General features: G+C 72.7%; 22 protein-coding genes. 11 read left to right on the top strand and 11 right to left on the bottom strand.

All coding sequences use genetic code 11. The annotated features are described in order from the left end of the window. Positions 1 to 143: 143 nt before the first annotated feature. Positions 144 to 1,274, bottom strand: coding sequence for an alpha/beta hydrolase (locus ACFW1A_RS24045; protein WP_380411397.1), 1,131 nt, complete (start codon positions 1,272 to 1,274; stop codon positions 144 to 146). Positions 1,275 to 1,575: 301 nt separating this feature from the next. Between ACFW1A_RS24045 and ACFW1A_RS24050 the strand changes: the two genes are divergently transcribed. From ACFW1A_RS24050 to ACFW1A_RS24060, 3 genes are all read left to right on the top strand, one after another. Next, positions 1,576 to 2,649 carry an ROK family glucokinase gene (locus ACFW1A_RS24050; RefSeq protein WP_380411450.1) on the top strand — a complete coding sequence of 358 codons (1,074 nt, stop codon included), beginning with the start codon at positions 1,576 to 1,578 and terminating at the stop codon, positions 2,647 to 2,649. Between the two features lie 191 nt (positions 2,650 to 2,840). Beyond that, the gene (gene ctaD, locus ACFW1A_RS24055) at positions 2,841 to 4,511 is read left to right on the top strand and encodes a cytochrome c oxidase subunit I (RefSeq protein WP_380411400.1); all 1,671 of its coding nucleotides are present in this window, start codon (positions 2,841 to 2,843) and stop codon (positions 4,509 to 4,511) included. Next, on the top strand, positions 4,511 to 4,900 hold the full coding sequence (locus tag ACFW1A_RS24060; RefSeq protein ID WP_380411402.1) for a cytochrome c oxidase subunit 4: 390 nt from the start codon (positions 4,511 to 4,513) through the stop codon (positions 4,898 to 4,900). Before ctaD ends, ACFW1A_RS24060 begins: the two co-directional genes overlap by 1 nt. Before the next feature lie 77 nt (positions 4,901 to 4,977). Here ACFW1A_RS24060 and ACFW1A_RS24065 read toward each other — a convergent pair whose 3' ends face one another. The 4 genes from ACFW1A_RS24065 to ACFW1A_RS24080 form a co-directional block, all read right to left on the bottom strand. Continuing rightward, on the bottom strand, positions 4,978 to 5,916 hold the full coding sequence (locus ACFW1A_RS24065; RefSeq protein WP_380411405.1) for a beta-ketoacyl-ACP synthase 3: 939 nt from the start codon (positions 5,914 to 5,916) through the stop codon (positions 4,978 to 4,980). Continuing rightward, positions 5,913 to 6,530: a TetR/AcrR family transcriptional regulator gene (locus ACFW1A_RS24070; RefSeq protein WP_380411408.1), complete on the bottom strand. Its 618-nt coding sequence runs from the start codon at positions 6,528 to 6,530 to the stop codon at positions 5,913 to 5,915. The genes ACFW1A_RS24065 and ACFW1A_RS24070 overlap by 4 nt, the downstream gene beginning before the upstream one ends. A gap of 109 nt (positions 6,531 to 6,639) precedes the next feature. After that, positions 6,640 to 9,135, bottom strand: coding sequence for a tetratricopeptide repeat protein (locus ACFW1A_RS24075; RefSeq protein WP_380411410.1), 2,496 nt, complete (start codon positions 9,133 to 9,135; stop codon positions 6,640 to 6,642). A gap of 56 nt (positions 9,136 to 9,191) precedes the next feature. Then, complete coding sequence (locus ACFW1A_RS24080) at positions 9,192 to 9,677, bottom strand: flavoprotein (RefSeq protein ID WP_380411452.1); 486 nt, start codon at positions 9,675 to 9,677, stop codon at positions 9,192 to 9,194. A gap of 172 nt (positions 9,678 to 9,849) precedes the next feature. Here ACFW1A_RS24080 and ACFW1A_RS24085 point away from each other — a divergent pair, with 172 nt between their 5' ends. Beyond that, a complete protein-coding gene (locus ACFW1A_RS24085) occupies positions 9,850 to 10,293 on the top strand; it encodes a DUF6210 family protein (protein ID WP_380411414.1) in 444 nt (147 codons plus the stop codon). A gap of 43 nt (positions 10,294 to 10,336) precedes the next feature. Here the strand turns inward: ACFW1A_RS24085 and ACFW1A_RS24090 are convergent, their stop codons facing one another. Together ACFW1A_RS24090 and ACFW1A_RS24095 are read right to left on the bottom strand one after the other, a co-directional pair. Then, positions 10,337 to 10,903, bottom strand: coding sequence for a hypothetical protein (locus ACFW1A_RS24090; RefSeq protein ID WP_380411417.1), 567 nt, complete (start codon positions 10,901 to 10,903; stop codon positions 10,337 to 10,339). A 260-nt stretch (positions 10,904 to 11,163) separates the two neighbouring features. Beyond that, positions 11,164 to 11,367, bottom strand: coding sequence for a hypothetical protein (locus ACFW1A_RS24095; RefSeq protein WP_380411420.1), 204 nt, complete (start codon positions 11,365 to 11,367; stop codon positions 11,164 to 11,166). 436 nt (positions 11,368 to 11,803) lie between these two features. Between ACFW1A_RS24095 and ACFW1A_RS24100 the strand changes: the two genes are divergently transcribed. The 4 genes from ACFW1A_RS24100 to ACFW1A_RS24115 all read left to right on the top strand — a co-directional run bounded on the left by ACFW1A_RS24100 (position 11,804) and on the right by ACFW1A_RS24115 (position 13,778). Continuing rightward, the gene (locus tag ACFW1A_RS24100) at positions 11,804 to 12,631 is read left to right on the top strand and encodes a helix-turn-helix domain-containing protein (RefSeq protein ID WP_380411422.1); all 828 of its coding nucleotides are present in this window, start codon (positions 11,804 to 11,806) and stop codon (positions 12,629 to 12,631) included. Then, complete coding sequence (locus ACFW1A_RS24105; RefSeq protein ID WP_380411425.1) at positions 12,628 to 12,825, top strand: DUF397 domain-containing protein; 198 nt, start codon at positions 12,628 to 12,630, stop codon at positions 12,823 to 12,825. The genes ACFW1A_RS24100 and ACFW1A_RS24105 overlap by 4 nt, the downstream gene beginning before the upstream one ends. Then, positions 12,815 to 13,297, top strand: coding sequence for an NUDIX hydrolase (locus ACFW1A_RS24110; RefSeq protein WP_380411428.1), 483 nt, complete (start codon positions 12,815 to 12,817; stop codon positions 13,295 to 13,297). The genes ACFW1A_RS24105 and ACFW1A_RS24110 overlap by 11 nt, the downstream gene beginning before the upstream one ends. A gap of 76 nt (positions 13,298 to 13,373) precedes the next feature. Then, positions 13,374 to 13,778, top strand: a complete 405-nt coding sequence (locus ACFW1A_RS24115) for a YcxB family protein (protein ID WP_380411430.1) — start codon at positions 13,374 to 13,376, stop codon at positions 13,776 to 13,778. An 8-nt stretch (positions 13,779 to 13,786) separates the two neighbouring features. Here ACFW1A_RS24115 and ACFW1A_RS24120 read toward each other — a convergent pair whose 3' ends face one another. Continuing rightward, positions 13,787 to 14,350 (bottom strand): hypothetical protein, encoded by a 564-nt coding sequence (locus tag ACFW1A_RS24120; RefSeq protein ID WP_380411433.1) that lies wholly within the window; start codon positions 14,348 to 14,350, stop codon positions 13,787 to 13,789. Positions 14,351 to 14,551: 201 nt separating this feature from the next. Here ACFW1A_RS24120 and ACFW1A_RS24125 point away from each other — a divergent pair, with 201 nt between their 5' ends. Beyond that, positions 14,552 to 14,998: a hypothetical protein gene (locus ACFW1A_RS24125; protein ID WP_380411436.1), complete on the top strand. Its 447-nt coding sequence runs from the start codon at positions 14,552 to 14,554 to the stop codon at positions 14,996 to 14,998. A 45-nt stretch (positions 14,999 to 15,043) separates the two neighbouring features. Here ACFW1A_RS24125 and ACFW1A_RS24130 read toward each other — a convergent pair whose 3' ends face one another. Then, on the bottom strand, positions 15,044 to 16,672 hold the full coding sequence (locus tag ACFW1A_RS24130) for a cytochrome bc complex cytochrome b subunit (protein ID WP_380411438.1): 1,629 nt from the start codon (positions 16,670 to 16,672) through the stop codon (positions 15,044 to 15,046). A gap of 253 nt (positions 16,673 to 16,925) precedes the next feature. Here ACFW1A_RS24130 and ACFW1A_RS24135 point away from each other — a divergent pair, with 253 nt between their 5' ends. After that, positions 16,926 to 17,723 carry an exodeoxyribonuclease III gene (locus ACFW1A_RS24135; protein ID WP_380411455.1) on the top strand — a complete coding sequence of 266 codons (798 nt, stop codon included), beginning with the start codon at positions 16,926 to 16,928 and terminating at the stop codon, positions 17,721 to 17,723. A 13-nt stretch (positions 17,724 to 17,736) separates the two neighbouring features. Here the strand turns inward: ACFW1A_RS24135 and ACFW1A_RS24140 are convergent, their stop codons facing one another. Together ACFW1A_RS24140 and ACFW1A_RS24145 are read right to left on the bottom strand one after the other, a co-directional pair. Next, positions 17,737 to 18,453 carry a lysoplasmalogenase gene (locus tag ACFW1A_RS24140; protein WP_380411441.1) on the bottom strand — a complete coding sequence of 239 codons (717 nt, stop codon included), beginning with the start codon at positions 18,451 to 18,453 and terminating at the stop codon, positions 17,737 to 17,739. Continuing rightward, positions 18,447 to 19,337 (bottom strand): sterol desaturase family protein, encoded by an 891-nt coding sequence (locus ACFW1A_RS24145; RefSeq protein WP_380411443.1) that lies wholly within the window; start codon positions 19,335 to 19,337, stop codon positions 18,447 to 18,449. Before ACFW1A_RS24145 ends, ACFW1A_RS24140 begins: the two co-directional genes overlap by 7 nt. 203 nt (positions 19,338 to 19,540) lie before the next feature. Here ACFW1A_RS24145 and ACFW1A_RS24150 point away from each other — a divergent pair. Continuing rightward, positions 19,541 to 19,855, top strand: a 315-nt coding sequence (locus ACFW1A_RS24150) for a DUF2397 family protein (RefSeq protein WP_380411446.1), incomplete at its 3' end; no start/stop codon positions are given.

A 19,855-nucleotide genomic window follows, 5' to 3' on the forward strand; every position in this document is an offset into this window, starting at 1 on the left:
GCGCGTGCCAATCCGTCCGGGTGGTGCTGCTGGCTGGTTTCGCCGCGCAACAGGAGCCCTTAGCACCCACCACTCACCCCGTGTGCGGCCCCGTAACCCCTTTTAGGGGTTACGGGCCCGCTCGCGTGAAGACTGACGCCGCCTCAGTGCTGGACCGGGATGATGGTGCTCAGCCACTTGAAGACGTCCGGCAGCATCGGGCGCCACAGGGACGGGGTGTGCGGGCCGTTGGTCTCGACCACGGTGACGGTGGTGGGGGCCTTGGCGGCGGCGGCCAGGGCCTGGCCGTCCTCGTAGCCGTCGCCCTTGTCGCCGCTCTGGTAGAGGGCGGTCTTCGGCGGGGCGACGGCGTGCTGCAGGATGTACAGCGGGTTCGCGGTCTCCTTGAGCTTCGGGTCCTTGGCGGTGAGCGCCAGGCCCTCCGCGCCCGGGTTGCTGTAGCCCGACAGGCTGATGCCGGCCCGGTAGCGGTCCGGGTGGAGCAGCGCCATCCGGTCGGCGCAGTGCGCGCCCGCGGAGTAGCCGGCCACGGCCCAGCGGTCGGGGGAGGGGTCGGCGCGGAAGTTGTCCAGCACCATCTGCGGCACGTCCCGGGAGAGCCAGGTGTCCGCGTTGACCTTGCCCGGCACGTCGGCGCAGCCGGTGTCCACCGTGGTGCTGATCAGCTGGGTGCGCGGCGAGACCAGGATGAACGGGGTCACCTGGCCGCTCGCCATCAGCGGCTTGAGCTGCTCGGAGACCTTGAGCGAGCCGAACCAGGTCTTGGAGGAGCCGGGGAAGCCGGGGAAGAGCTCGACCACCGGGAACTTCTTGTCCTTGTACGCCGGGTCGTTGTACTGCGGCGGCAGCCAGACGTTGACCTCGCCGTCCACCCCGGAGAGCCGGCCCTTGAGCTCGGTGGTCTGCACGTCGGTGGGCACCAGCGGGTCGTCCACCGGCTTGAACTGCTGCAGCACCTTGGCACCGGCGGGCTTGCCGTCGTTGCCCGGCCTGCCGTCGGCGGCCGCGGCGGCCGGCGGGCTGGAGACCGAGCGGACGTGGCTGTCCGAGCCGAGCAGGTCGTCCCAGCTGCCGTAGATCAGGTTGGCGTTGTTGACCATGACGAAGACCATCGTCACGGCCGTGGCCTGGCAGAACAGCAGCATCGCCAGCCGGGCGGCCGCCTGCAGCGGCTTGGGGCCCTTGACCTTCCCCCACAGCAGCAGCGCCACCGCGATGGAGACCGGGACCAGGATGATCGTGAGGATCAGGAAGGGCTGGCCTGTCAGTTGCATCTGGTTCTCGTTCGTCCCACGTAGTCGACCGCCCGGACCCCGCTCTGTCCGGCGCGCTTCTCATCACATGGAGACGAGATGAACGCATGACCGGTTTCTCCCAGGATCGGGGCGAACCTGAGAGGAAGATCACGCGTTCATGAGAATCCCCGGAGTGACGCCCCCCTAGTCTGTCACCTGACCGGCGCCACCCGGCACACCCGCTCGGGCAACACTCAGGATCCCGCCAGCGAAATCGCAGCCGCGGCGGCGTATCGTCGCGCCTGTGACCCAGCCCACCGGCCGCAGCGGCCAACCCGTCCTGCCCGCCCTGCTCGGTCGTGCCGGACGGTCCGACCGGTTCGCCGGCGACCGCCGCCGGTCGCTGCCCGCCGGCGTGCTGCGGCTGCCGACCATCGGGATCGACATCGGCGGCACCAAGGTGATCGCCGGCGTGGTCAACGGTGAGGGGAAGATCGTCGAGCAGCTGCGCACCGACACCCCCGACAAGAGCAAGAGCCCCAAGGTGGTCGAGGACACCATCGTGGAGCTGGTGCTGGAGCTGGCGGACCGGCACGACGTGCACGCGGTGGGCATCGGCGCGGCCGGCTGGGTGGACTCCGACCGCTCCCGGGTGCTCTTCGCCCCGCACCTGAACTGGCGCGACGAGCCGCTGCGCGAGGCGCTCACCGACCGGCTGAAGTTCCCGGTGGTGGTGGAGAACGACGCCAACGCGGCGGCCTGGGCGGAGTGGCGGTTCGGCGCCGGGCGCGGCGAGGACCTGCTGGCGATGATCACCCTGGGCACCGGGATCGGCGGCGCCGTGGTGCGCCAGGGCCGGGTGGACCGGGGCCGGTACGGGCTGGCGGGGGAGTTCGGGCACATGCAGGTGGTGCCGGGCGGGCACCGCTGCCCGTGCGGCAACCGGGGCTGCTGGGAGCAGTACTCCTCCGGCAACGCACTGGTCCGCGAGGCCCGCGAGCTGGCCGCCGCGGAGTCGCCGGTGGCCGAGCCGCTGCTGGCCCGGGCCGGCGGCGAGGTGGCCGCGATCACCGGCCCGCTGGTCACCGAGGCCGCCCGGGACGGCGACCCGATGGCGGTGGAGCTGCTGCACGACATCGGCACCTGGCTGGGGGTCGGCCTGGCCAACCTGGCGGCCGCGCTGGATCCGGGCCGGTTCGTGATCGGCGGCGGCGTCTCCGCCGCCGGCGAGCTGCTGCTCGGCCCGGCCAAGGACGCCTTCCGGCGCACCCTGACCGGTCGCGGGTTCCGGCCCGAGGCGCAGCTGGTGCCGGCCGCGCTGGGCAACGAGGCCGGGCTGATCGGGGCGGCCGACCTGGCCCGGGCGGTGGCCCGGCGGTTCCGTACCGTCAAGCGCTCGCGCGCCGAGCGGTAGCGGTAGCGGCGGCGGTTCCGACGGTTCCGGCGGTTGCGGCAGTTCGGCCGGTGCGGCGGTGCGGCGGTGCGGCGTTCCGGCGGTGCTGGCGGACCGGCCCGTACCCGTCCGGCCCGCGCGCGCCTGACCCGGGCCGGGAGCGTTCGGTGATTGCATGGTCACCGTCGGTCCCGTCGGGTCAGGGAGGTCGGATGACGCAGCTCGCCGAGCCGGCGGCGGACCCGACCGCGGTCCGGGTCCGCCGGGGCAACCGGGCGCTGGAGTGGCTGACCACCACCGACCACAAGGTGATCGGCAACCTCTACCTGACCACGGCCTTCGGCTTCTTCCTGTTCGCCGGGATCCTGGCCCTGCTGATGCGGGCCGAGCTGGCCCGGCCCGGACTGCAGCTGTTCACCAGCGAGCAGTACAACCAGCTCTTCACCATCCACGGCACGCTGATGCTGCTGCTGTTCGCGACGCCCACCTTCGCCGGCTTCGCCAACGCGGTGATGCCGCTGCAGATCGGCTCCCCGGACGTCGCCTTCCCGCGGCTGAACGCCTTCACCTACTGGGTCTTCCTGTTCGGCGGCCTGATGGTGGTCGGCGGCTTCTTCACCACCGGCGGCGCCGCCTCGTTCGGCTGGTTCGCCTACGCGCCGCTGAACGGTCCGGTGCGCAGCCCGGGCGCGGGCGCCGACCTGTGGACCATGGGCCTGGTGGTCGCGGGCCTGAGCACCATCCTCGGCGCGGTCAACTTCATCACCACCATCGTCTGCCTGCGCGCCCCGGGCATGACGCTGTTCCGGATGCCGGTCTTCACCTGGAACGTGCTCTTCACCTCGATCCTGGCGCTGCTCGCGTTCCCGGTGCTGACCGCCGCGCTGTTCGGGCTGGAGGCCGACCGCCGGTTCGGCGCCCACGTCTTCGACCCGGACAACGGGGGCGCGCTGCTCTGGCAGCACCTGTTCTGGTTCTTCGGCCACCCCGAGGTGTACATCATCGCGCTGCCGTTCTTCGGCATCGTCAGCGAGGTGATCCCGGTCTTCAGCCGCAAGCCGATCTTCGGCTACTACGGCCTGATCGCCGCCACCATCTCGATCACGGCGCTGTCCGCGGTGGTCTGGGCGCACCACATGTTCGTCACCGGGCAGGTGCTGTTGCCGTTCTTCTCGCTCACCTCGCTGCTGATCGCGGTGCCGACCGGGGTGAAGTTCTTCAACTGGGTCGGCACCATGATGGGCGGCTCGCTCTCCTTCGAGACGCCGATGCTGTTCTGCCTGGGGTTCCTGGTCACCTTCCTGTTCGGCGGGCTGACCGGGGTGCTGCTGGCCGCGCCGCCGATCGACTTCCACGTATCGGACAGCTACTTCGTGGTGGCCCACCTGCACTACGTGGTCTTCGGCACGGTGGTCTTCGCCACCTTCGCGGGCTTCTACTTCTGGTGGCCCAAGATGACCGGGCGGATGCTGGACGAGCGGTGGGGCAAGGTGCACTTCTGGCTGCTGCTGCCGTCCTTCCAGGCCACCTTCCTGGTGCAGCACTGGCTCGGCGCCGAGGGCATGCCGCGCCGCTACGCCGACTACCTGCCGTCGGACGGCTTCACCACGCTGAACACGGTCTCCTCGGCGGGCGCGGCCGTGCTCGGGCTCTCCACCCTGCCGTTCCTGTACAACGTCTGGCACACCGCCAGGTACGCGCCGAAGGTCACCGAGGACGACCCGTGGGGCTTCGGGCGCTCGCTGGAGTGGGCCACCTCCTGCCCGCCGCCCCGGCACAACTTCCACGCGATGCCGCGGATCCGCTCCGAGTCCCCGGCCTTCGACCTGCACCACCCGGAGCAGAGCCGGGCGGTGCTGGAGCCCGAGTCGGAGGAGGCCTGATGAAGGCGGAGGCGTGGCTCTTCACCGGGGTGGCGGCGTTCTTCGCCGTGATCGCGACCGTGTACGGCGTCTTCGCCCACGAGCCGGCCGGCAAGGCCGCGCTGGTGGTGGCGTTCCTGATGTCCGCGCTGGTGGCGGCCTTCTGCTGGGCCCAGCACGCCAAGCGCGGCAGGCGCCCCGCCGACGACCCGTCGGCCGAGATCGCGGCCGGCGCCGGCCCGTTGGACTTCTTCGCGCCGGTGAGCGCCTACCCCCTGCTGACCGCCGCCGGGGCCACCGTGCTGGCCCTGGGCATCGTGTACGGCGTCTGGCTGGCGCTGATCGGGTTCGGCGTGCTGGCGCCCGGGGTGGCCGGGTTCGTGTTCCAGTACGCGCGGCGCGGGCAGTAGGCCGGTCCGGGAACCGGCCCACCGCCCGTGCGGGGCCAGGGCGGTCCGGCAGCCGGCCGACCGCCCCGCCGGCGGCGTCACGGGCAGCGGATGACCTGGCCCGCGTAGGAGAGGCCGCCGCCGAAGGCGAACAGCAGCACCGGAGCGCCCTTGGGGATCTCGCCGCGCTCGATCAGCTTGGACAGGGCCAGCGGGATGCTGGCCGCCGAGGTGTTGCCCGACTCCACCACGTCGTGCGCGACCACCGCGTTGACCGCGCCGATCTTGCGCGCGAGCGGCTCGATGATCCGCAGGTTGGCCTGGTGCAGCACCACGCCGCCCAGCTCCTCCGGCCGCACGCCGGCCCGCTCCAGGACCTTCAGCGCCACCTTGGGCAGCGCCGTGGTGGTCCAGCGGTACACGCTCTGCCCCTCCTGGGAGAAGGTGTTGCTCGGCGCCTCGATCCGGACCGCGTCGCCCATCTCGGGCACCGAGCCCCAGACCACCGGGCTGACCTCGCCCTCCTCGGCGGCGACCAGCACGGCCGCGCCCGCCCCGTCGGCGACCAGCACGCAGGTGCGGCGGTCGGTCCAGTCGGTGAAGTCGCTGAGCCGCTCGACGCCGATCACCAGCGCCTTGGTCGCCGAGCCCGCCTTGATGCTCGCGTCGGCCAGTGCCAGCGCGTGCGGGAAGCCGGAGCAGGCCGTGTTGACGTCGATCGCGGCCGGCGCCGGCGCGCCGATCGCGGCGGCGACCCGGGCGGCCATGTTGGGCGAGCGGTCGACCGCCGTGCAGGTGGCCAGGATCACCATGTCGATCTCGGACCCGTCGAGCCCCGCGTGGGCGAGCGCCTTCTCGGCGGCCCGGGCGGCCATGAACGGGACGGTCTCCTCCTCGCCCGCGATGTGGCGGGTCTTGATGCCGACCCGGCTCTGGATCCACTCGTCGCTGGTGTCGACCAGCTCCGCCAGGTCGGCGTTGGTCAGCACCTTCGTCGGCTGGTAGTGGCCGAAGGACAGTACGCGGGATCCCGTCATCGGGGTTCTCTCCCTCTCGAAGTGGGGCGGTCCAGGTGGGCGTTGAGCACGGCGGTGATCAGCCGGTCGAGTCTGCCCCGGTCCGGTTCGGATTCACTGAGGGCGAGCTGCAGGCTGCCCCAGGTCCACAGCTGGGCGATGCCGTGCATGCCCGACCAGAGGGCGGCGGCGGTCACCGCCGGGTCGTCCGGCCCGGCTCCGCAGCGCCGCACCAGCTCGACCAGCCGGGCGAACAGCGGCAGCGTGGACTCGCGCAGCGGCGGCAGCCCCGAGGCCTGCCGGCCGCCGCCGAGCAGGTCGTGACGGAACATCAGCTCGAACATGCCGCGGCGTTCGAGCGCGTACCCCACGTACACCCGGGCGATGGCGGCGAGTTGCTCGCGGGGCGGCACCGTCCCGGCCGGTACCAGCGCGAACCGGTCCGCCAGTTCCCGGTACCCGCGCCCGGCGATCGCCGACAGCAGCGCGTGGTGGGTGGGGAAGTACCGGCGCGGCGCACCGTGCGACACCCCGGCGCGGCGGGCGATCTCGCGCAGGCCGACGGGACCGTCGGTGAGCACCAGCTCCACCCCGGCGTCGACCAGGCGCTCGCGCAGGGAGCAGTCGTCGGGCACGGGGACTGTCTAGCAGCGGGGGTAGACAGTGTCTACCGGCGCTCGGATGGTGGACGGACTGTCGGGAGTCGGGACGGGGGCCGGTCGGCGCGGCGGTCAGGCCGTGTGGTCAGGGAGCCTGGTCCGGGAGTGTGGCGAGGAACCGGACCTGCTGCCGTACGGCGTCGAGGATCTCCGGGTGCGCGTCGGCCAGGGGGAGCACCAGGTCGACGGCGCGTCGAGCGTCCCGCGCGGCGCCGGCCGGGTCCTCGGCCAGCCGGGACAGGCCGCGCTCGGCCAGCAGGAGGGCCAACCAGCCGTGACTGTCGAGGACGACGGGGTGGCCGGCCGGCCCGTCCGCGATGACCTGTTCCAGCAGGGCGATGGTGTCCGCCGCGCGTCCGGCCCCCAGGTACACGTTGGCGAGGCTGATGAGCGTGCGGAGCGTGGCGGGGTGGCCGGGCCCCAGCAGACGGGTCCGTTGGGCACTGGTCCGTTCGAGCAACTCGGTCGCCTCGGCGGCTCGCCCGGCGGCCTGGTACACCGAGGCGAGGTTGTTCTGCGTGGTCAGGGTGTTGGGGTGGTCGGGCCCCAGGAGCGAGACGCGTGCGGTCGCGACCTGCTCCAGCAGGTCGCCGGCCTCGGTGAGGCGGTCGGCCTGCCAGTAGCAGGTCGCGAGGTTGTTCTTCGCACTGAGGGTGTCGGGGTGCTCCGCGCCGTGCACCCTGGTCATGTCACCGACCAGCACCTCACCCAGCGCGATCGCCTCCTCGGTGCGACCCGTCCGCCGGTAGGAGATCAGCAGGTTCCCGCGCACCGTCAGGGTGTTGGGGTGGTCCGCTCCGCGCAGCCGGGTCAGGATGTCGAGTGCCTGCTCCTCGACGGCGACCGCTTCGTCCGTGCGTTCGGCGTCCCGGTAGGCGCCGGCCAGGTTGTTCATGACGACGAGGACTTGCGGGTGTTCGGGGCCGAGCGCGGTGCGCAGGTCGATCAGGACGGCCTCGCCGAGGGCGACGGACTCCTCGGTGCGTCCCGCCAGCCGGAGGGAGAGGGCGAGGCTCCCGCGCGTGGTCAGGCTCTCCCGGTGGTCGGCCCCGAGGACGCGGACGGCCCGCGGGGCCAGGTGCTCCAGCAGGGCCAACGCGTCCGGCAGGCGCCCGGCTTCGCGGTACGCCGCGGCGAGGCTGTTGGAGACGACGAAGGTCTCGAGGTGCTCGGCGCCGAGCAGGCGGGTGCTGGTGGCGACCTGCTGCTCCCAGAACTCGGCCATGGCGCGGTACAGCCCGTCGGCGTGCAGGCTCTCCCCGATCCGGTGGACGACGCTGTGGCAGCCGTCCCGCCAGAGGCGGTCCCCGGCCCGGCCGAGGAGCACGTTGGCGTTCGCCCGCAGCGTGGCGGCGAGCTCGCGCTCCAGGTGGACCTCGGCGGGCCAGAGCTCCGCCAGCGCGTCGGCGGCCGCCGGGTACGGCCGGTCCTCCTGCGGCGTAGTGTCCAGCACGGCGCGGGCGGTCAGGTTGTGCAGGGTGACGGCGCGCGGGCCGGTGCCGGCGTCGGTGACGAGGTGGTAGTTGTGCAGCAGCGCGAGCGCGTCCTCGGCGTCCGGGCCCAGGTAGCCGGTCAGGACCGGCGTGGTCCACAGCTCGTGCGGGTGTCCGGCCGGGTCCAGCAGCGCCGCCAGCCGCAGGGCGGGCAGGGCGAGGCCGGCCGGTTCCTCCTGCTGGGCGGCGTCGAGCGCGATCAGCAGCGCGGTGGTGACGGTCCGTCCGTACCGCTCGGTGTCGGCGCGCGGGGGGAGCAGGGCGTCCAGGGTGCGGTCGCGGTCGCGGAACAGGGCGAGGTAGCGGGCGCACGGGGCGTTGCGGTGGATCAGGTAGGCGGCGGCGTGGCCGAGTGCGAGCGGCAGGCGGCCGAGTTCGGCGAGGAGTTCGGCCGCCTGCTCGTCCAGCAGGTGCGACCGCCCGGCGGCGGCCAGGCGGCGGCCGAGGAACTCGTGCGCCTCGTCCTCGGTGTAGACGTCCACGTCGACCAGGGTGCGGCCCTGGGAGCTGGCCTCCGGCCCGCGTCGGCGGGTGGTGGCGAGCACCTGCCCGCGGCCGTGCCGGGCCGGGCTCGGCCAGGCGACGGCCGCGAAGTCCGTGACGTCGTCGAGGACCACGAGCCAGCTGCGGTCGGTGGTGGCGAGCCAGTTGCGGAAGCAAGCGGCGTCCTGCTCCGCATCCTCCGGCTGCCCCGTCGCACCCGGTGCGCGCACGGCGAGGGCGGCGGCCGTGCAGGCGGTTGCCACGGCGGCCGGGTCGGTGGCGTTCACCCAGAGGACCAGGTCGGTGCCGTCGGCCAGCGCCCGGTGCGCGTGCTGGGCGGCGAGCTGGCTCTTGCCCACACCGCCGCCGCCGGCCAGCACCACCGTGGTGCCGGCGGCGGCGAGCGCTTCCCGGACCGCCGACCGGGGCTGGAACGCGGTGGCGAGCTGCGGGACGTCGCCCAGGCGGAGCGGGAAGGCGGGGGCGGGAACGGCCGGGGGCAGGTTCAGGGTGTCGATCCGGCCCGCCTGGACGACCGTGTGGGCGGCGGAGTGGTCGGCCAGGTGGAGGGTGTTGTACACGGCGCGGTCAGGGGTGCTGCTCACGGTTCCGGTGCCCCTCTCGCCGCAGCTGACGGATCATCATACGGCCGGCGGTGCGTTCAGGCAGTGGCCTGATGTGCGGTCAGCACCGGGCGGAGCAGGTCCAGCACGGACGTCCAGTTGTACGTCTCCCGGCCGCCGCCCGGGACGTAGTCGCCGAACTGCACGCCCATGGCGCGGAGTCTGGCGAGGCTGACGGCGTAGGCCGGGTGCGCCGCCTGCGCGGCGTTCAGGCAGGGCTGGGCCGCGACGGGGATGCCGAGCCCGTACGCCTCGGTGAGGATCCCGACGGCGAGGGTGTCGGCGTGCCCGTCGGCCCACTTGTTGACCGTGTTGAAGGTGACCGGCGCGGCGGCGATCGCATCGGCGGGCGGCAGCGGGGCCGGTGCGTCGGGGGTGCGCCAGGCGGAGCGGATCGGGTAGCCGGTCTGCGCCTCGATGGCGGACCGGTCGATGAACGCCATCGCGTGCGGTGTGGCGATCACCCCGACCCGCCAGCCCTCGTCCTGGGCCGCCGCGATCAGCACGCCCACGTCACCGGCCATGCCGGAGGCGCAGACGACGACGTAGAGGAAGGGCTGGTCGGTCACGGTCGGACTCCCGGCGGGGCGGTGGACTGGAGCGGTGCCGGGGGAGCCTACCCACTCGCCGGGGCTGCCGGGCGGACCCCCGGAATGGGGGTGCGGCACCTGTGCGGTCCGTGCGATGCTCCCGATCATGGCTGATCCGGACGGCGACAAGCGGTACATCTTCCTGGACCCCAACGGCAGCGGGACGGACCAGGGCTGGATGTTCGTCATCGTGGCGGCGCCGACCGGCGTGGTCTACCAGAACCAGGGCGGCGGGTACGGCTGCGTGCAGTACCAGCAGGAGGGGTACCTGATCCCGCTGTTCGGACCGGACTTGGACACCGAGCTGAAGGAGATCTTCGTCGGCGAACTGAAGGGGCACGGGGCACCGCGGTCGGGCTGGCCGGTGGAGCTGCTCGATCGGCTGCGGGCCGCGGTCGGCCTCCACGTGTACGGACCCGCGAACCGCGACGACGTGTTCCCCACGCCACTGGTGCTGGACGAGTCCCGCCTGTCGGAGGCCGACGAGGCCTGGGTCCCGGTGCTGACACCCGACGGTCCCGGGGTGCTGGTCTGGGAGAACTCGGACTAGGTTCCGCCGGGACCGCGGCGGGGGCGTGGGCTCCCTGCTCGGCCTACGTCGGCATCGGCTCCGCCCCCGGACAGCAGATGGTGTCCTCGTCGGCGATCACCGTGCGGCAGCTCCCGCAGAGCCACACCGTCGCGGGCTCCACGGGCTCGGACGCGGACACTGCGTTGTCACGCACCGTCAGCTGCCAGCTGTCCCACTCCTCCTCTCCCTGCGCGTCGATCACGCCGTGGAGCACGTGGTCGAAGGTGAAGCCCTCGAACCCCGGCCGGCCCTGGGCGTGCGCGCCGGGCTTCAGGAAATGGTCGACCAGGTAGGCCATCCACTCGGACGAGCCGTAGAAGTTCTCGTGCCCGTTCCATGCGATCGCGGTCCCGTCCTCGGTGGGCTCCCACTGGCACCACAGGCTGGGCTGGCCCGCCGGCGGCTTGCTGAACTCGCGGATGTCGGCGTCGTGACCCTGTCCCGCCCAGCCGGTGCCGTCGACGTAGTAAGGGCCGTTGTCACGGTCCATGCGCCGAGTACCGGCGAACTTCCGCAGGTAGCCGATCTCCTGCGGGTTGAGTGGCGGCGCAACGGTGATCCGACCGGTGAACGTCGTGGTGTAGCCCATGTGAGGGAGCGTAGCCACGCGGTCCGACACCCGCCGCCGGCCTCGGGTGAGGGCTGCTCCTGTGCGCCGTCTGAACGGTGGTTACGGCGGTGAAAGTCGGGCCAGTCGACCTTCAGTGTCGTGGTCGGCAGCGAGGTGGCGGCGCCAGCGGACGCGGACGTCGCTCCGGGCGGAGGTGCGGGGCGGGGTGCCCAGGAGGCGCTGGTGGAAGCGGGCGCAGGCCGGGCAGCCGGGGACGGCCTGCGGGGTGGGGAGTTCGGTCACGCCGGGCCTCCGGGAGCGGTGTCGGGGGTGGACTGGGCCTCGGCGGGGTGGCAGCGCCGACAGCCGCACGGGTCCTCGAAGAGCATGCTGCGGGCGCCCCGGTAGGGCTCGCCGGCGGTGACCTCGGTGCTGCCCAGGTCGGTGCGGCTGCCGTCGGGGCCGAGGCGGTAGACGTGCAGGGTCATCCGGCTCTTGCTCATGGGTGTCTCCCTCGGCTCGGGCTGCAGAACGGGCAGTTGTGCCACCGGAGCGGGCAGGGCCTCCGCACGCGTGATGCGCCCCGTACAGCGGGCGTGCGCCCGGATCCACCCGGCAAGGCGGACCATCGTGCGGGGATTGCAGCCGCCGAGGTGGATGTGGATGCCGTGCGGGGTGATGGTGACCCGGCCGGCCGCGAGGGACGGGAGAGGCGGCAGGCCAGCCACGTGGAGAGCGTCCTCCAGGGCCTGCACCGCGTGTTCGGCGAGGGCGCGGAGCTCTCGTTCGGTCCGTTGTTCCTGGGTCTCAAGTCGCGCGTCCATGGGGTGTTCCGCCACTGCGCCGTTCCTCTCCGTAGTGGAACCGCTACCGGGAGCACTCACTGTGGCGTAGGCTGAGCAAGCCTTCAACGTGTCAGGGGAGAGCGGAGAACGAGCCTTGAATCGCTTGGAGTTGAACCCCGATGCTTCGCCGCGCCACGCCTTCGGTGCTGAACTTCGCAAGCTGAGGGACGGGTTGGGCCTGACGCAGGACGAGATGGGAGAGCGGCTGTCGTACTCGGGCACGCACATGTCGGCGGTGGAGACGGGGCGGAAGCCGCCTACTCCCCGTTTCGCGCGAAGGATTGACCAGGTGTTCGGGACCGGCAGCAAGTTCGTGGACATGTTCTGGGACGTCCGGCGGACATCGCTGTTGCACGGGTTTGCGGACTATCTGGCACAGGAGGAGCAGGCGGTCGAGCTGCGGTTGTTCGTGCTCGGCATCGTTCCTGGCTTGCTGCAGACCCCCGACTATGCGGAGGCGATCACGCTCGGGGCTGTGCGGCGGGGCAGTATCACTCGTGAGCAAGCCGACGAGCGCCTGGCCCTGCTCAGGCAGCGGCAGGCGCGTCTTGTGGGTCCTCCACCACCAGTACTGCATGCAGTGCTGGACGAGAGCTGCATCCGACGCGTCGTCGGTGGCCCGGGGGTGATGCGGGCTCAGCTGGACAGCCTGCTGGTCTTCGCCGAACTTCCGAACACGGTTCTCCAAGTAGCTCCGTACGAGATGGGCGAGGCCCGCAGCTTTGACCTTCCCATCAATCTGCTGACCATGCGCAGCGGGTCTGCGATCGCGTACTCGGAGTCTTCTCAGCAGGGCTACCTGCAGCGCGATCCCGACGCTGTGCGGCCGCTGATGACCGCCTACCATCAACTCCAGGTAGAAGCGTTGTCGCAGGCCGCGTCCGTGGCGATGATTCGCGAGGTACGGAGGGAACTTCAGTGACCGATCCTGCTTGGTTCAAGTCGAGGTACAGCAGCAACGGCGGTGACTGTGTCGAGGTGGCCGCCAACCTCCCCGGCGTGGTCCCGGTGCGGGACAGCAAGGACCCGCAGGGTCCGCTGCTCGTGGTGACCACCAGTGCCTGGTCCGCGTTCGTGGCGGGTGTGCGCTCGGGGACGTTCGCCGGTGGTCAGTAGTGGCGCTGCGGCCGGTCCGGCCGCGCCCATCACGCCACTGCACTCCGTCTCCGTAGCAGGTGCCGTCGTGCGGGCGGACGGTCGGGTGTTGGCGATCCAGCGTGCCGACAACGGGACTTGGGAGCCTCCCGGTGGTGTGCTGGAGCCGGCGGAGGCGATCGAGGACGGCGTGCGCCGTGAGGTGTTCGAGGAAACGGGGATCAAGGTCAGCGTCGAGCGGCTGACCGGGGTCTACAAGAACGTGAGCCGCGGCGTGATCGCGCTGGTCTTCCGCTGCCGTCCCGAGGGTGGTCACGAGCAGGTGTCCGAGGAGTCCGTGGCAGTGGACTGGCTCACCGCGACCGAAGTCCGCGAGCGGATGAGCGAGGTCTACGCCGTGCGTCTGCTCGACGCACTCGGAGGGGACGGGCCACCGGTGGTCCGGACCCATGACGGCCGCGCCCTGTTCCGTGCCTCGCCGGAAACCGGCTGACCACCAGTCACCCCACTGATACCCTCGCCGAGCTCGCGGGCGCGCCCGGCGTCCGCCTCGGGGGGAGGGGTTCGCCGTGTTCACCGTTTCCTTTGATCTGACGCCCGCTCAAGTCCAGGGGTTGCTGCGGCCCACGGCGAAGGGGTGGCTCACCAGGCTGCTGCAGCCGTTGACGGACAAGACCATGGCCGCCCTCTGGCCCCGGCTCGCCGGGCCCACGACGGTGGAGCTGTCGGCAGGGGGCCTGCGGATCAGCAAGCCGGGCGGCGTGCAGCAGCTCGGGTGGGACCAGGTGGGCAGCGTGAACGAGCGGCGGTACGCGTGGGTGTTCCAGCACAGGCCGAACGGCCTCTCGTTCGTCCCGGCGGTGGCGGTTGCCCCCGACGACAGGGCTGCGTTCACGGCGCAGCTCCGTCAGTGGGCCGGCGCGAGGTACCGGGTCCGGGAGGGTGGTCTGGTCGAGCCCACTGTCGTGGGCTGAGCCGGGCATCAGGCCGGCCCGTACCCGGTCAGGTGGTCCACCAGCGCGGTGACGTACGCGCTCCGGTCGCGGACCAGCTCCAGGCCGGCCAGGATCACGGACCCGCCGACGGGGTGGAACACGGGCAGTCCGACCGGGGCCGCGAGCACGGTCAGGTGGAATTCGCGGTCCCGCACCCCGGCCTCGCGCAGCGCGTCGGCCAGCCGGATCCGCGGCCGGCCCGGAACCGCCCTGCTCGACGCGGCCAGCTCCCGCTTGCGCGCCGCACTCCAGGGGAGCAGCACGTCGGAGTTGCGCCGCAGGACCGCACCGAGCGGGCCGTCCACCTGCGGGGCCGGTCGGGACCCGTGGCCCGGTGCCGCCATCGCCCCGGTCCACCACGCGTGCCACTGCTGCGTGAGGGTGGGGTCCCGACGCTCCGCGGGGAGGACCGACACGGCCACCGGCGGATCGACGGGCGGCAGCCCCAGCGGGTCGGCGCAGCCGACCGCCTCCCGCACGGCCAGGGCGAGGGCCAGGTCCCGGGAGTAGTCCAGGGTGACCGACCACGGGGTGTCGGAGGTTCGGTGCATCGGCTGCGCTCCGGTTCCTGGCGAGGACGGGTGACGGCGACGGACTGACGGTACGTCAAGAACGTTCCCCGGAGCGGCGCCGGGGTCGGGCGGAGCGCGCGGAGGGGCGTGCTGATCACGGTCCGGGGGAAGGCCGGAGGTAGGTCGGCCCCCGGCTGGTCGGTCGACCGATCGCTCAACCCCGACGAAGCGAGAACGCGCATGAGGCCGACCCCGAGCCGCCAGGACTTCCCCGACGACTTCTCCTACGACCAGGCGATGACGGAGTACTACACCCGGTGGGACGAGGGGTCCGGGACTCCTCCGCCGGCTCCGCCACTCGGATTCGGGCCGAGTGTCCCCCCGCTGCCCTCCCGGCCGGAGGTGCCGGTGAACCGGCGGCCGGTCCTCTCCAAGGGCCTCCTGCTGTCCGTCCCGCTCGCCGTGTTGCTGGGGTCCGGCCTGCGCGTCGGGAGCCACGCGGCCCCGCTCTGGGGCCGGGTGCTGTTCGGCGTGGTGGTCGCCGGTCTCGGCTCGCCCAGGGCGCGCGGTTGGCTGGCGGGGGCCGGCCGGTTGGTCGCCATGCTGGTGGGCCTGGCCGTGGTGGCCGTCCTGGTCGAGCTCGTCCTGGTCCTGACGCACACGCGCGTCCCGTGGCTCGGCCACTGAGCCCGCGAGCCCACCGCTGAGCCCGCCCCGGCCGCGCGGAGGCGCTCAGCGGACCCGGTCGCGGTAGTACCAGTCGCCGAGCGCGGCGCGGACGCGTTCGCGCCGGGAGGTGTCGGCGGGTGCCACCGCGTCCGGGGGGCGGTCCAGGGTCAGGACGTACGTCCGGGCCGGGGTCAACGGCGTGTGCCCCTGGTGGAACCCGCCCTCGGGGGACTGGTCCACGAAACCGGTCGGGGTGCCCCGCGCCACCCGGTCGCGGTCGCGGGACTGGAGCGCGAGGCAGAGGTAGCGGGTCAGTCGGAAGGCGAGCGCGGGGGCCACGAAGAGCGCGACCCGCAACGTCCAGTCCAGCACGTCGACCGAGAGCTCGAACTTGTACGCCAGCACGTCCTGGGCGCCCGCGAGCAGCAGCACCGCGTACGCCGTGACGCCGGCGACGCCGAGGGCCGTCCGGGTGGGGCGGTTGCGCGGGCGGTCGCAGAGGTGGTGCTCGGAGCGGTCGCCGGTGATCCACTGCTCGACGAACGGGTAGGCGTACAGCGCCGTGAACAGGACCAGCGGGAACACGACGGCCGGCAGCAGCGGGTTCCACGCGACGGTGTGGCCCCACAACCGGGTCTCCGTCCCCGGCATCAGGCGCAGTGCGCCCTCCAGGAAGCCCATGTACCAGTCGGGCTGGGCGTCCGTGGAGGCCTGGTCGGCGCGGTAGGGGCCGTAGTCCCAGATCGGGTTGATCTGGGCGACGGCGGCGAGCAGGGCCAGCAGGCCGAACACCATGGCGGCCAGGCCGCCGGTCTTGGCCAGGAAGGTGGGGAAGAAGGGCTGCCCGACCACGTTGCGCCCGCTGCGCCCCGGGCCGCCCCACTGGGTGTGCTTGAGGTAGAAGACCAGGATCAGGTGGGCCGTCACCAGGCCCAGCAGCAGGCCCGGCAGCAGCAGCACGTGCGTGGTGTAGAGGCGGGGGACGATGTCCTGCCCGGGCCACTCGCTGCCGAAGGCGAAGAAGGCGAGGTACGAGCCGACCAGCGGGACGGCCAGCATGAACCCCTGGGCGGTGCGCAGCCCGGTGCCGGAGAGCAGGTCGTCGGGGAGCGAGTAGCCGGCGAACCCCTCGACCAGGGCGAGCTGGAACAGGGTCAGCCCGATCAGCCAGTTGACCTCGCGCGGGCGGCGGTAGGCCCCGGTGAAGAAGACCCGCAGCAGGTGCACCCCGATCGCCGCGACGAAGACCAGGGCGGCCCAGTGGTGCATCTGACGGATCAGCAGGCCGCCCCGGACGTCGAAGCTGATCGCCAGGGTGCTGGCGTAGGCCTCCGTCATCCGCACACCGCGCAGCGGGGCGTAGCCGCCGGTGTAGACGGTCTCGCCCATCGCGGGCTTGAAGAAGAAGGTGAGGTAGACGCCGGTCAGCAGGAGCAGGGTGAAGCTGTAGAGCGCGAGCTCGCCCAGCAGGAAGGACCAGTGGTCGGGGAAGATCTTGCGCAGCAGGCCCTTGCCCGCGTCCAGGAACGGCAGGCGCCCGTCGAGCCAGCGGGCGCCGGACTCGGCCTGCCGGGCGGCCCGGCGGTGCCGGCCGGTGGTCGCCGCCGCCCGGGCCCGGTCGCGGCGCTCGCGCAGCTCGTGGACGCGCTCCCGGCGGTCGTGCTCCAGCTTCTCGTCCCGGATCCGCCGCATGCGTGCCGTGCCCTCCGTCCGCCGTCCCCGTCGGACCAGTCTGGTCGGGGGTGGGCCGAACCGGTGGCAGCCCGCGCCCCGGTTCACCTCATTGGCCGGGGCGCCGCGGGGGCCGGGCGGGCGGCGCCCCGGTCCGGCGGCGTGGCGCAGCTGCCGCCCGGTTGTCGGCGGGCGGCGGTAGATTCGGGGACGGACGCCCGACCGGCGCCCCGCCGCCCGTGCCCCTCCGACCGCCGAAGGCCTGCTCGTGACCCTGCGCATCGCCACCTGGAACATCAACTCCGTCACCGCACGGCTGCCCAAGCTCCTGGAGTGGCTGGAGAGCGCCAAGCCGGACGTGGTCTGCCTGCAGGAGCTCAAGTGCGCCACCGACGCGTTCCCGTACGAGGAGGTGCGGGCGCTGGGCTACGAGACCGAGGCGCACGGCACCGGCCGGTGGAACGGCGTGGCGATCCTCTCCCGGGTCGGCCTCGACGACGTGCTGCGCGGGCTGCCCAACCAGCCCGGCTACCTGGCGGACGGCGCGATGCTCCCCGAGCAGGAGCCGCGCGCCATCGCGGCCACCTGCGGGCCGGTGCGGGTCTGGTCGGTCTACGTGCCCAACGGGCGCGAGGTGGACCACCCGCACTACCGGTACAAGCTGGACTGGCTGGAGACGCTCCGTCAGGACGTCGCGGCCGATGCGGCCGGCACCCGCCCGTTCGCGGTGCTCGGCGACTACAACGTGGCGCCGACCGACGAGGACGTCTTCGACGTCGCCGCCTTCGAGGGCCTCACCCACGTGACCGGGCCGGAGCGGCAGGCGCTGGCCGACCTGCGCGGGGCGGGCCTGGCGGACGTGGTGCCGCGCCCGCTCAAGTACGACCGGCCCTACACCTACTGGGACTACCGGCAGCTGGCGTTCCCGAAGAACCGCGGCATGCGGATCGACCTGGTCTACGGGAACGCCGCCTTCGCGGCCGCGGTCAGCGACGCCTACGTGGACCGCGAGGCGCGCAAGGGCAAGGGCACCTCGGACCACGCGCCGGTCGTGGTGGACCTGGCGCTCTGAGGGCCCCGGGCCGTCACCGCGCCGGCTCGTCCCGAGCCTCGGCTCCGGCTCCGGCACCGGCCCCGGCCTCGGCCTTCAGGGCGGCGGTGGCGAGCAGGTACTGGGCCGCGAGGTAGGTGGACATGATCCAGAACTCGTGGCCCGGCAGCGCCCGCCAGTTGGCCAGCCGGGTGGCGATCAGGGTGTCGGAGAGCAGGAAGAGGCCGCCGCCCAGCCCGGCCCGCAGGCCCAGGCCGGCCGCCGTCACCGCGGTCCCGGCCAGCAGCAGGCTGTAGCCGGCCACCGGGAGCTGCAGCTTGCCCAGGCCCGGCCAGAGCAGTCCCAGCATCACCACCCAGGTGGCCGCGTAGGCGCAGCCGACCAGGACGGTCCGGCGCCGGTCGGTCAGCGCGCCCTGCCGGGCGAACATGACGATGTAGCAGATGTGCGCGGCGGCGAAGGCGCCCATGCCCGCCAGGAAGGCCGGTTCGGTGGAGAACTGGAGCAGCACGTCGCCCGCGGTGGAGGCGAGCAGTGCGGGCGCCAGCAGCCGGGGGGCCGGGCCCTCGCCGCTCACCGCGTGCGCGGCCAGCAGCGGCATCAGGGCCGGCTTGGTGGCCTGCTCCACCCTGGTGGCATCGGTCAGCAGCGAGCCCAGGTGCGCCGCCGAGGTGGCGGCGAACGCGGTGAACAGGCCCTTGGCCCGCCCGGCGAGCCGGTGGCCGACGGTGGAGGTCAGGGTGGTCAGCATGCGGTGGTGCCCTCCGGGCTGATCGACGGGACGGGCGCGGCGCCCGTGCCGAGCGGTCCGGGCTGCCAGCCCGGACCCTTGGTGAGGTGGCGGACCTTGTCGGCCCAGGTGCGGGCGGCCGCCACGTCCCGCGCGATCGCGGTGTACTCGTGAGTAGCCACCCGTAGGGGATTGTAGGAGTCCAGGTTCTTGGTCAGTCCGTAGACCGGCCGCACGGTCTCCGGGGTGAAGGAGCCGAACAGCCGGTCCCAGACGATCAGGATCCCGCCGAAGTTGCGGTCCAGGTAGCCGCCCTGCGAGGCGTGGTGCACCCGGTGGTGCGACGGGGTGTTGAGCACCCACTCGACCGGGGCGGGCAGCCGGTCGATCCGCTCGGTGTGGATCCAGAACTGGTAGACCAGGCTGATGCCGGAACAGAGGGCCAGCGCCGCCGGGTGCACGCCCGCCAGCACCATCGGCAGGTAGAACACCCAACTGGTCGCGCCGGTCCAGGGCTGGCGCAGCGCCGTCGACAGGTTGTAGTTCCGGCTGGAGTGGTGCACCACGTGGCTGGCCCAGAGCACCCGGACCACGTGGTGGCCGCGGTGCTGCCAGTAGTAGCAGAAGTCCTGCGCCAGCAGCATCGGCGGCAGCGTCCAGGCGTTGATCGGCACGTGCCACGGTGCCACCGCGTAGAGCGCGGAGTACACCAGGGCGATCGGCACCCGCCAGCCCGCGTCGAAGAAGAGCGAGCCCAGTCCCATGGTCAGACTGGTCGCGGTGTCCTTGGCCCGGTAGCCCCGTTCGTCCTCGTCCGGACGGAGCCGGTAGGAGACCGCCTCCAGCACGGTGAGCAGCACGAAGGCGGGTATCGACCACAGCACGACGTCGGGCAGGTTCGGCATGCCCGGCACGATAGGGGACGGCGCGGTTGGCCGGAAGGGGTTGTTACCGGCGCGTATGTCCAGCCCCGCTCGTGCCGTGCCCGAGCTTGCGCCGCCGACCCGTGACGGTGCCTTAGGCTGTCCCGTCGGGACTCGTAGGACGGGTCCCGGGCCGGGGCGGGTGAACCCCGGACCGGGTGGACACTGGCACGGCGGAGGGGCGCGTGAACGGGGGCGGAGCGCTGCGCGAGATCGGTCTGGCGACCGGGACGCTGACGCTGCGCCGGGCCGTGCCCACGGCCGTGCCGCGGCCGGTGCCGACGCCGTCGCGCGGGTACGAGCCGGAGGCCGCCGAGCTGCGGCGGTTGGCCGAGCGCTTCGCGGGGCTCGACCCGGAGCAGGCCCACGAACTCTTCACCGACGCCTTCGGGCTGTACGGCGCCCGCCACTTCGGCACCGCGCCGCGCCCGGACGCGGCCGACCTCGCCGACACCAGCTGGTGGCACGGGCCGACGGTGCACCAGGCCGCGCCCCGGGCC

The organism is Kitasatospora sp. NPDC058965 (genome assembly GCF_042741245.1).
Classification (GTDB): Bacteria; Actinomycetota; Actinomycetes; order Streptomycetales; family Streptomycetaceae; genus Kitasatospora.

Coding starts and splice junctions, on each gene's coding strand:
- ACFW1A_RS24045 (WP_380411397.1), bottom strand. CDS start 1,274: ATGCAACTGACAGGCCAGCCCTTCCTGATCCTCACGATCATCCTGGTC.
- ctaD (WP_380411400.1), top strand. CDS start 2,841: ATGACGCAGCTCGCCGAGCCGGCGGCGGACCCGACCGCGGTCCGGGTC.
- ACFW1A_RS24060 (WP_380411402.1), top strand. CDS start 4,511: ATGAAGGCGGAGGCGTGGCTCTTCACCGGGGTGGCGGCGTTCTTCGCC.
- ACFW1A_RS24065 (WP_380411405.1), bottom strand. CDS start 5,916: ATGACGGGATCCCGCGTACTGTCCTTCGGCCACTACCAGCCGACGAAG.
- ACFW1A_RS24080 (WP_380411452.1), bottom strand. CDS start 9,677: ATGGCCGGTGACGTGGGCGTGCTGATCGCGGCGGCCCAGGACGAGGGC.
- ACFW1A_RS24085 (WP_380411414.1), top strand. CDS start 9,850: ATGGCTGATCCGGACGGCGACAAGCGGTACATCTTCCTGGACCCCAAC.
- ACFW1A_RS24090 (WP_380411417.1), bottom strand. CDS start 10,903: ATGGGCTACACCACGACGTTCACCGGTCGGATCACCGTTGCGCCGCCA.
- ACFW1A_RS24095 (WP_380411420.1), bottom strand. CDS start 11,367: ATGAGCAAGAGCCGGATGACCCTGCACGTCTACCGCCTCGGCCCCGAC.
- ACFW1A_RS24120 (WP_380411433.1), bottom strand. CDS start 14,350: ATGCACCGAACCTCCGACACCCCGTGGTCGGTCACCCTGGACTACTCC.
- ACFW1A_RS24125 (WP_380411436.1), top strand. CDS start 14,552: ATGAGGCCGACCCCGAGCCGCCAGGACTTCCCCGACGACTTCTCCTAC.
- ACFW1A_RS24130 (WP_380411438.1), bottom strand. CDS start 16,672: ATGCGGCGGATCCGGGACGAGAAGCTGGAGCACGACCGCCGGGAGCGC.
- ACFW1A_RS24140 (WP_380411441.1), bottom strand. CDS start 18,453: ATGCTGACCACCCTGACCTCCACCGTCGGCCACCGGCTCGCCGGGCGG.
- ACFW1A_RS24145 (WP_380411443.1), bottom strand. CDS start 19,337: ATGCCGAACCTGCCCGACGTCGTGCTGTGGTCGATACCCGCCTTCGTG.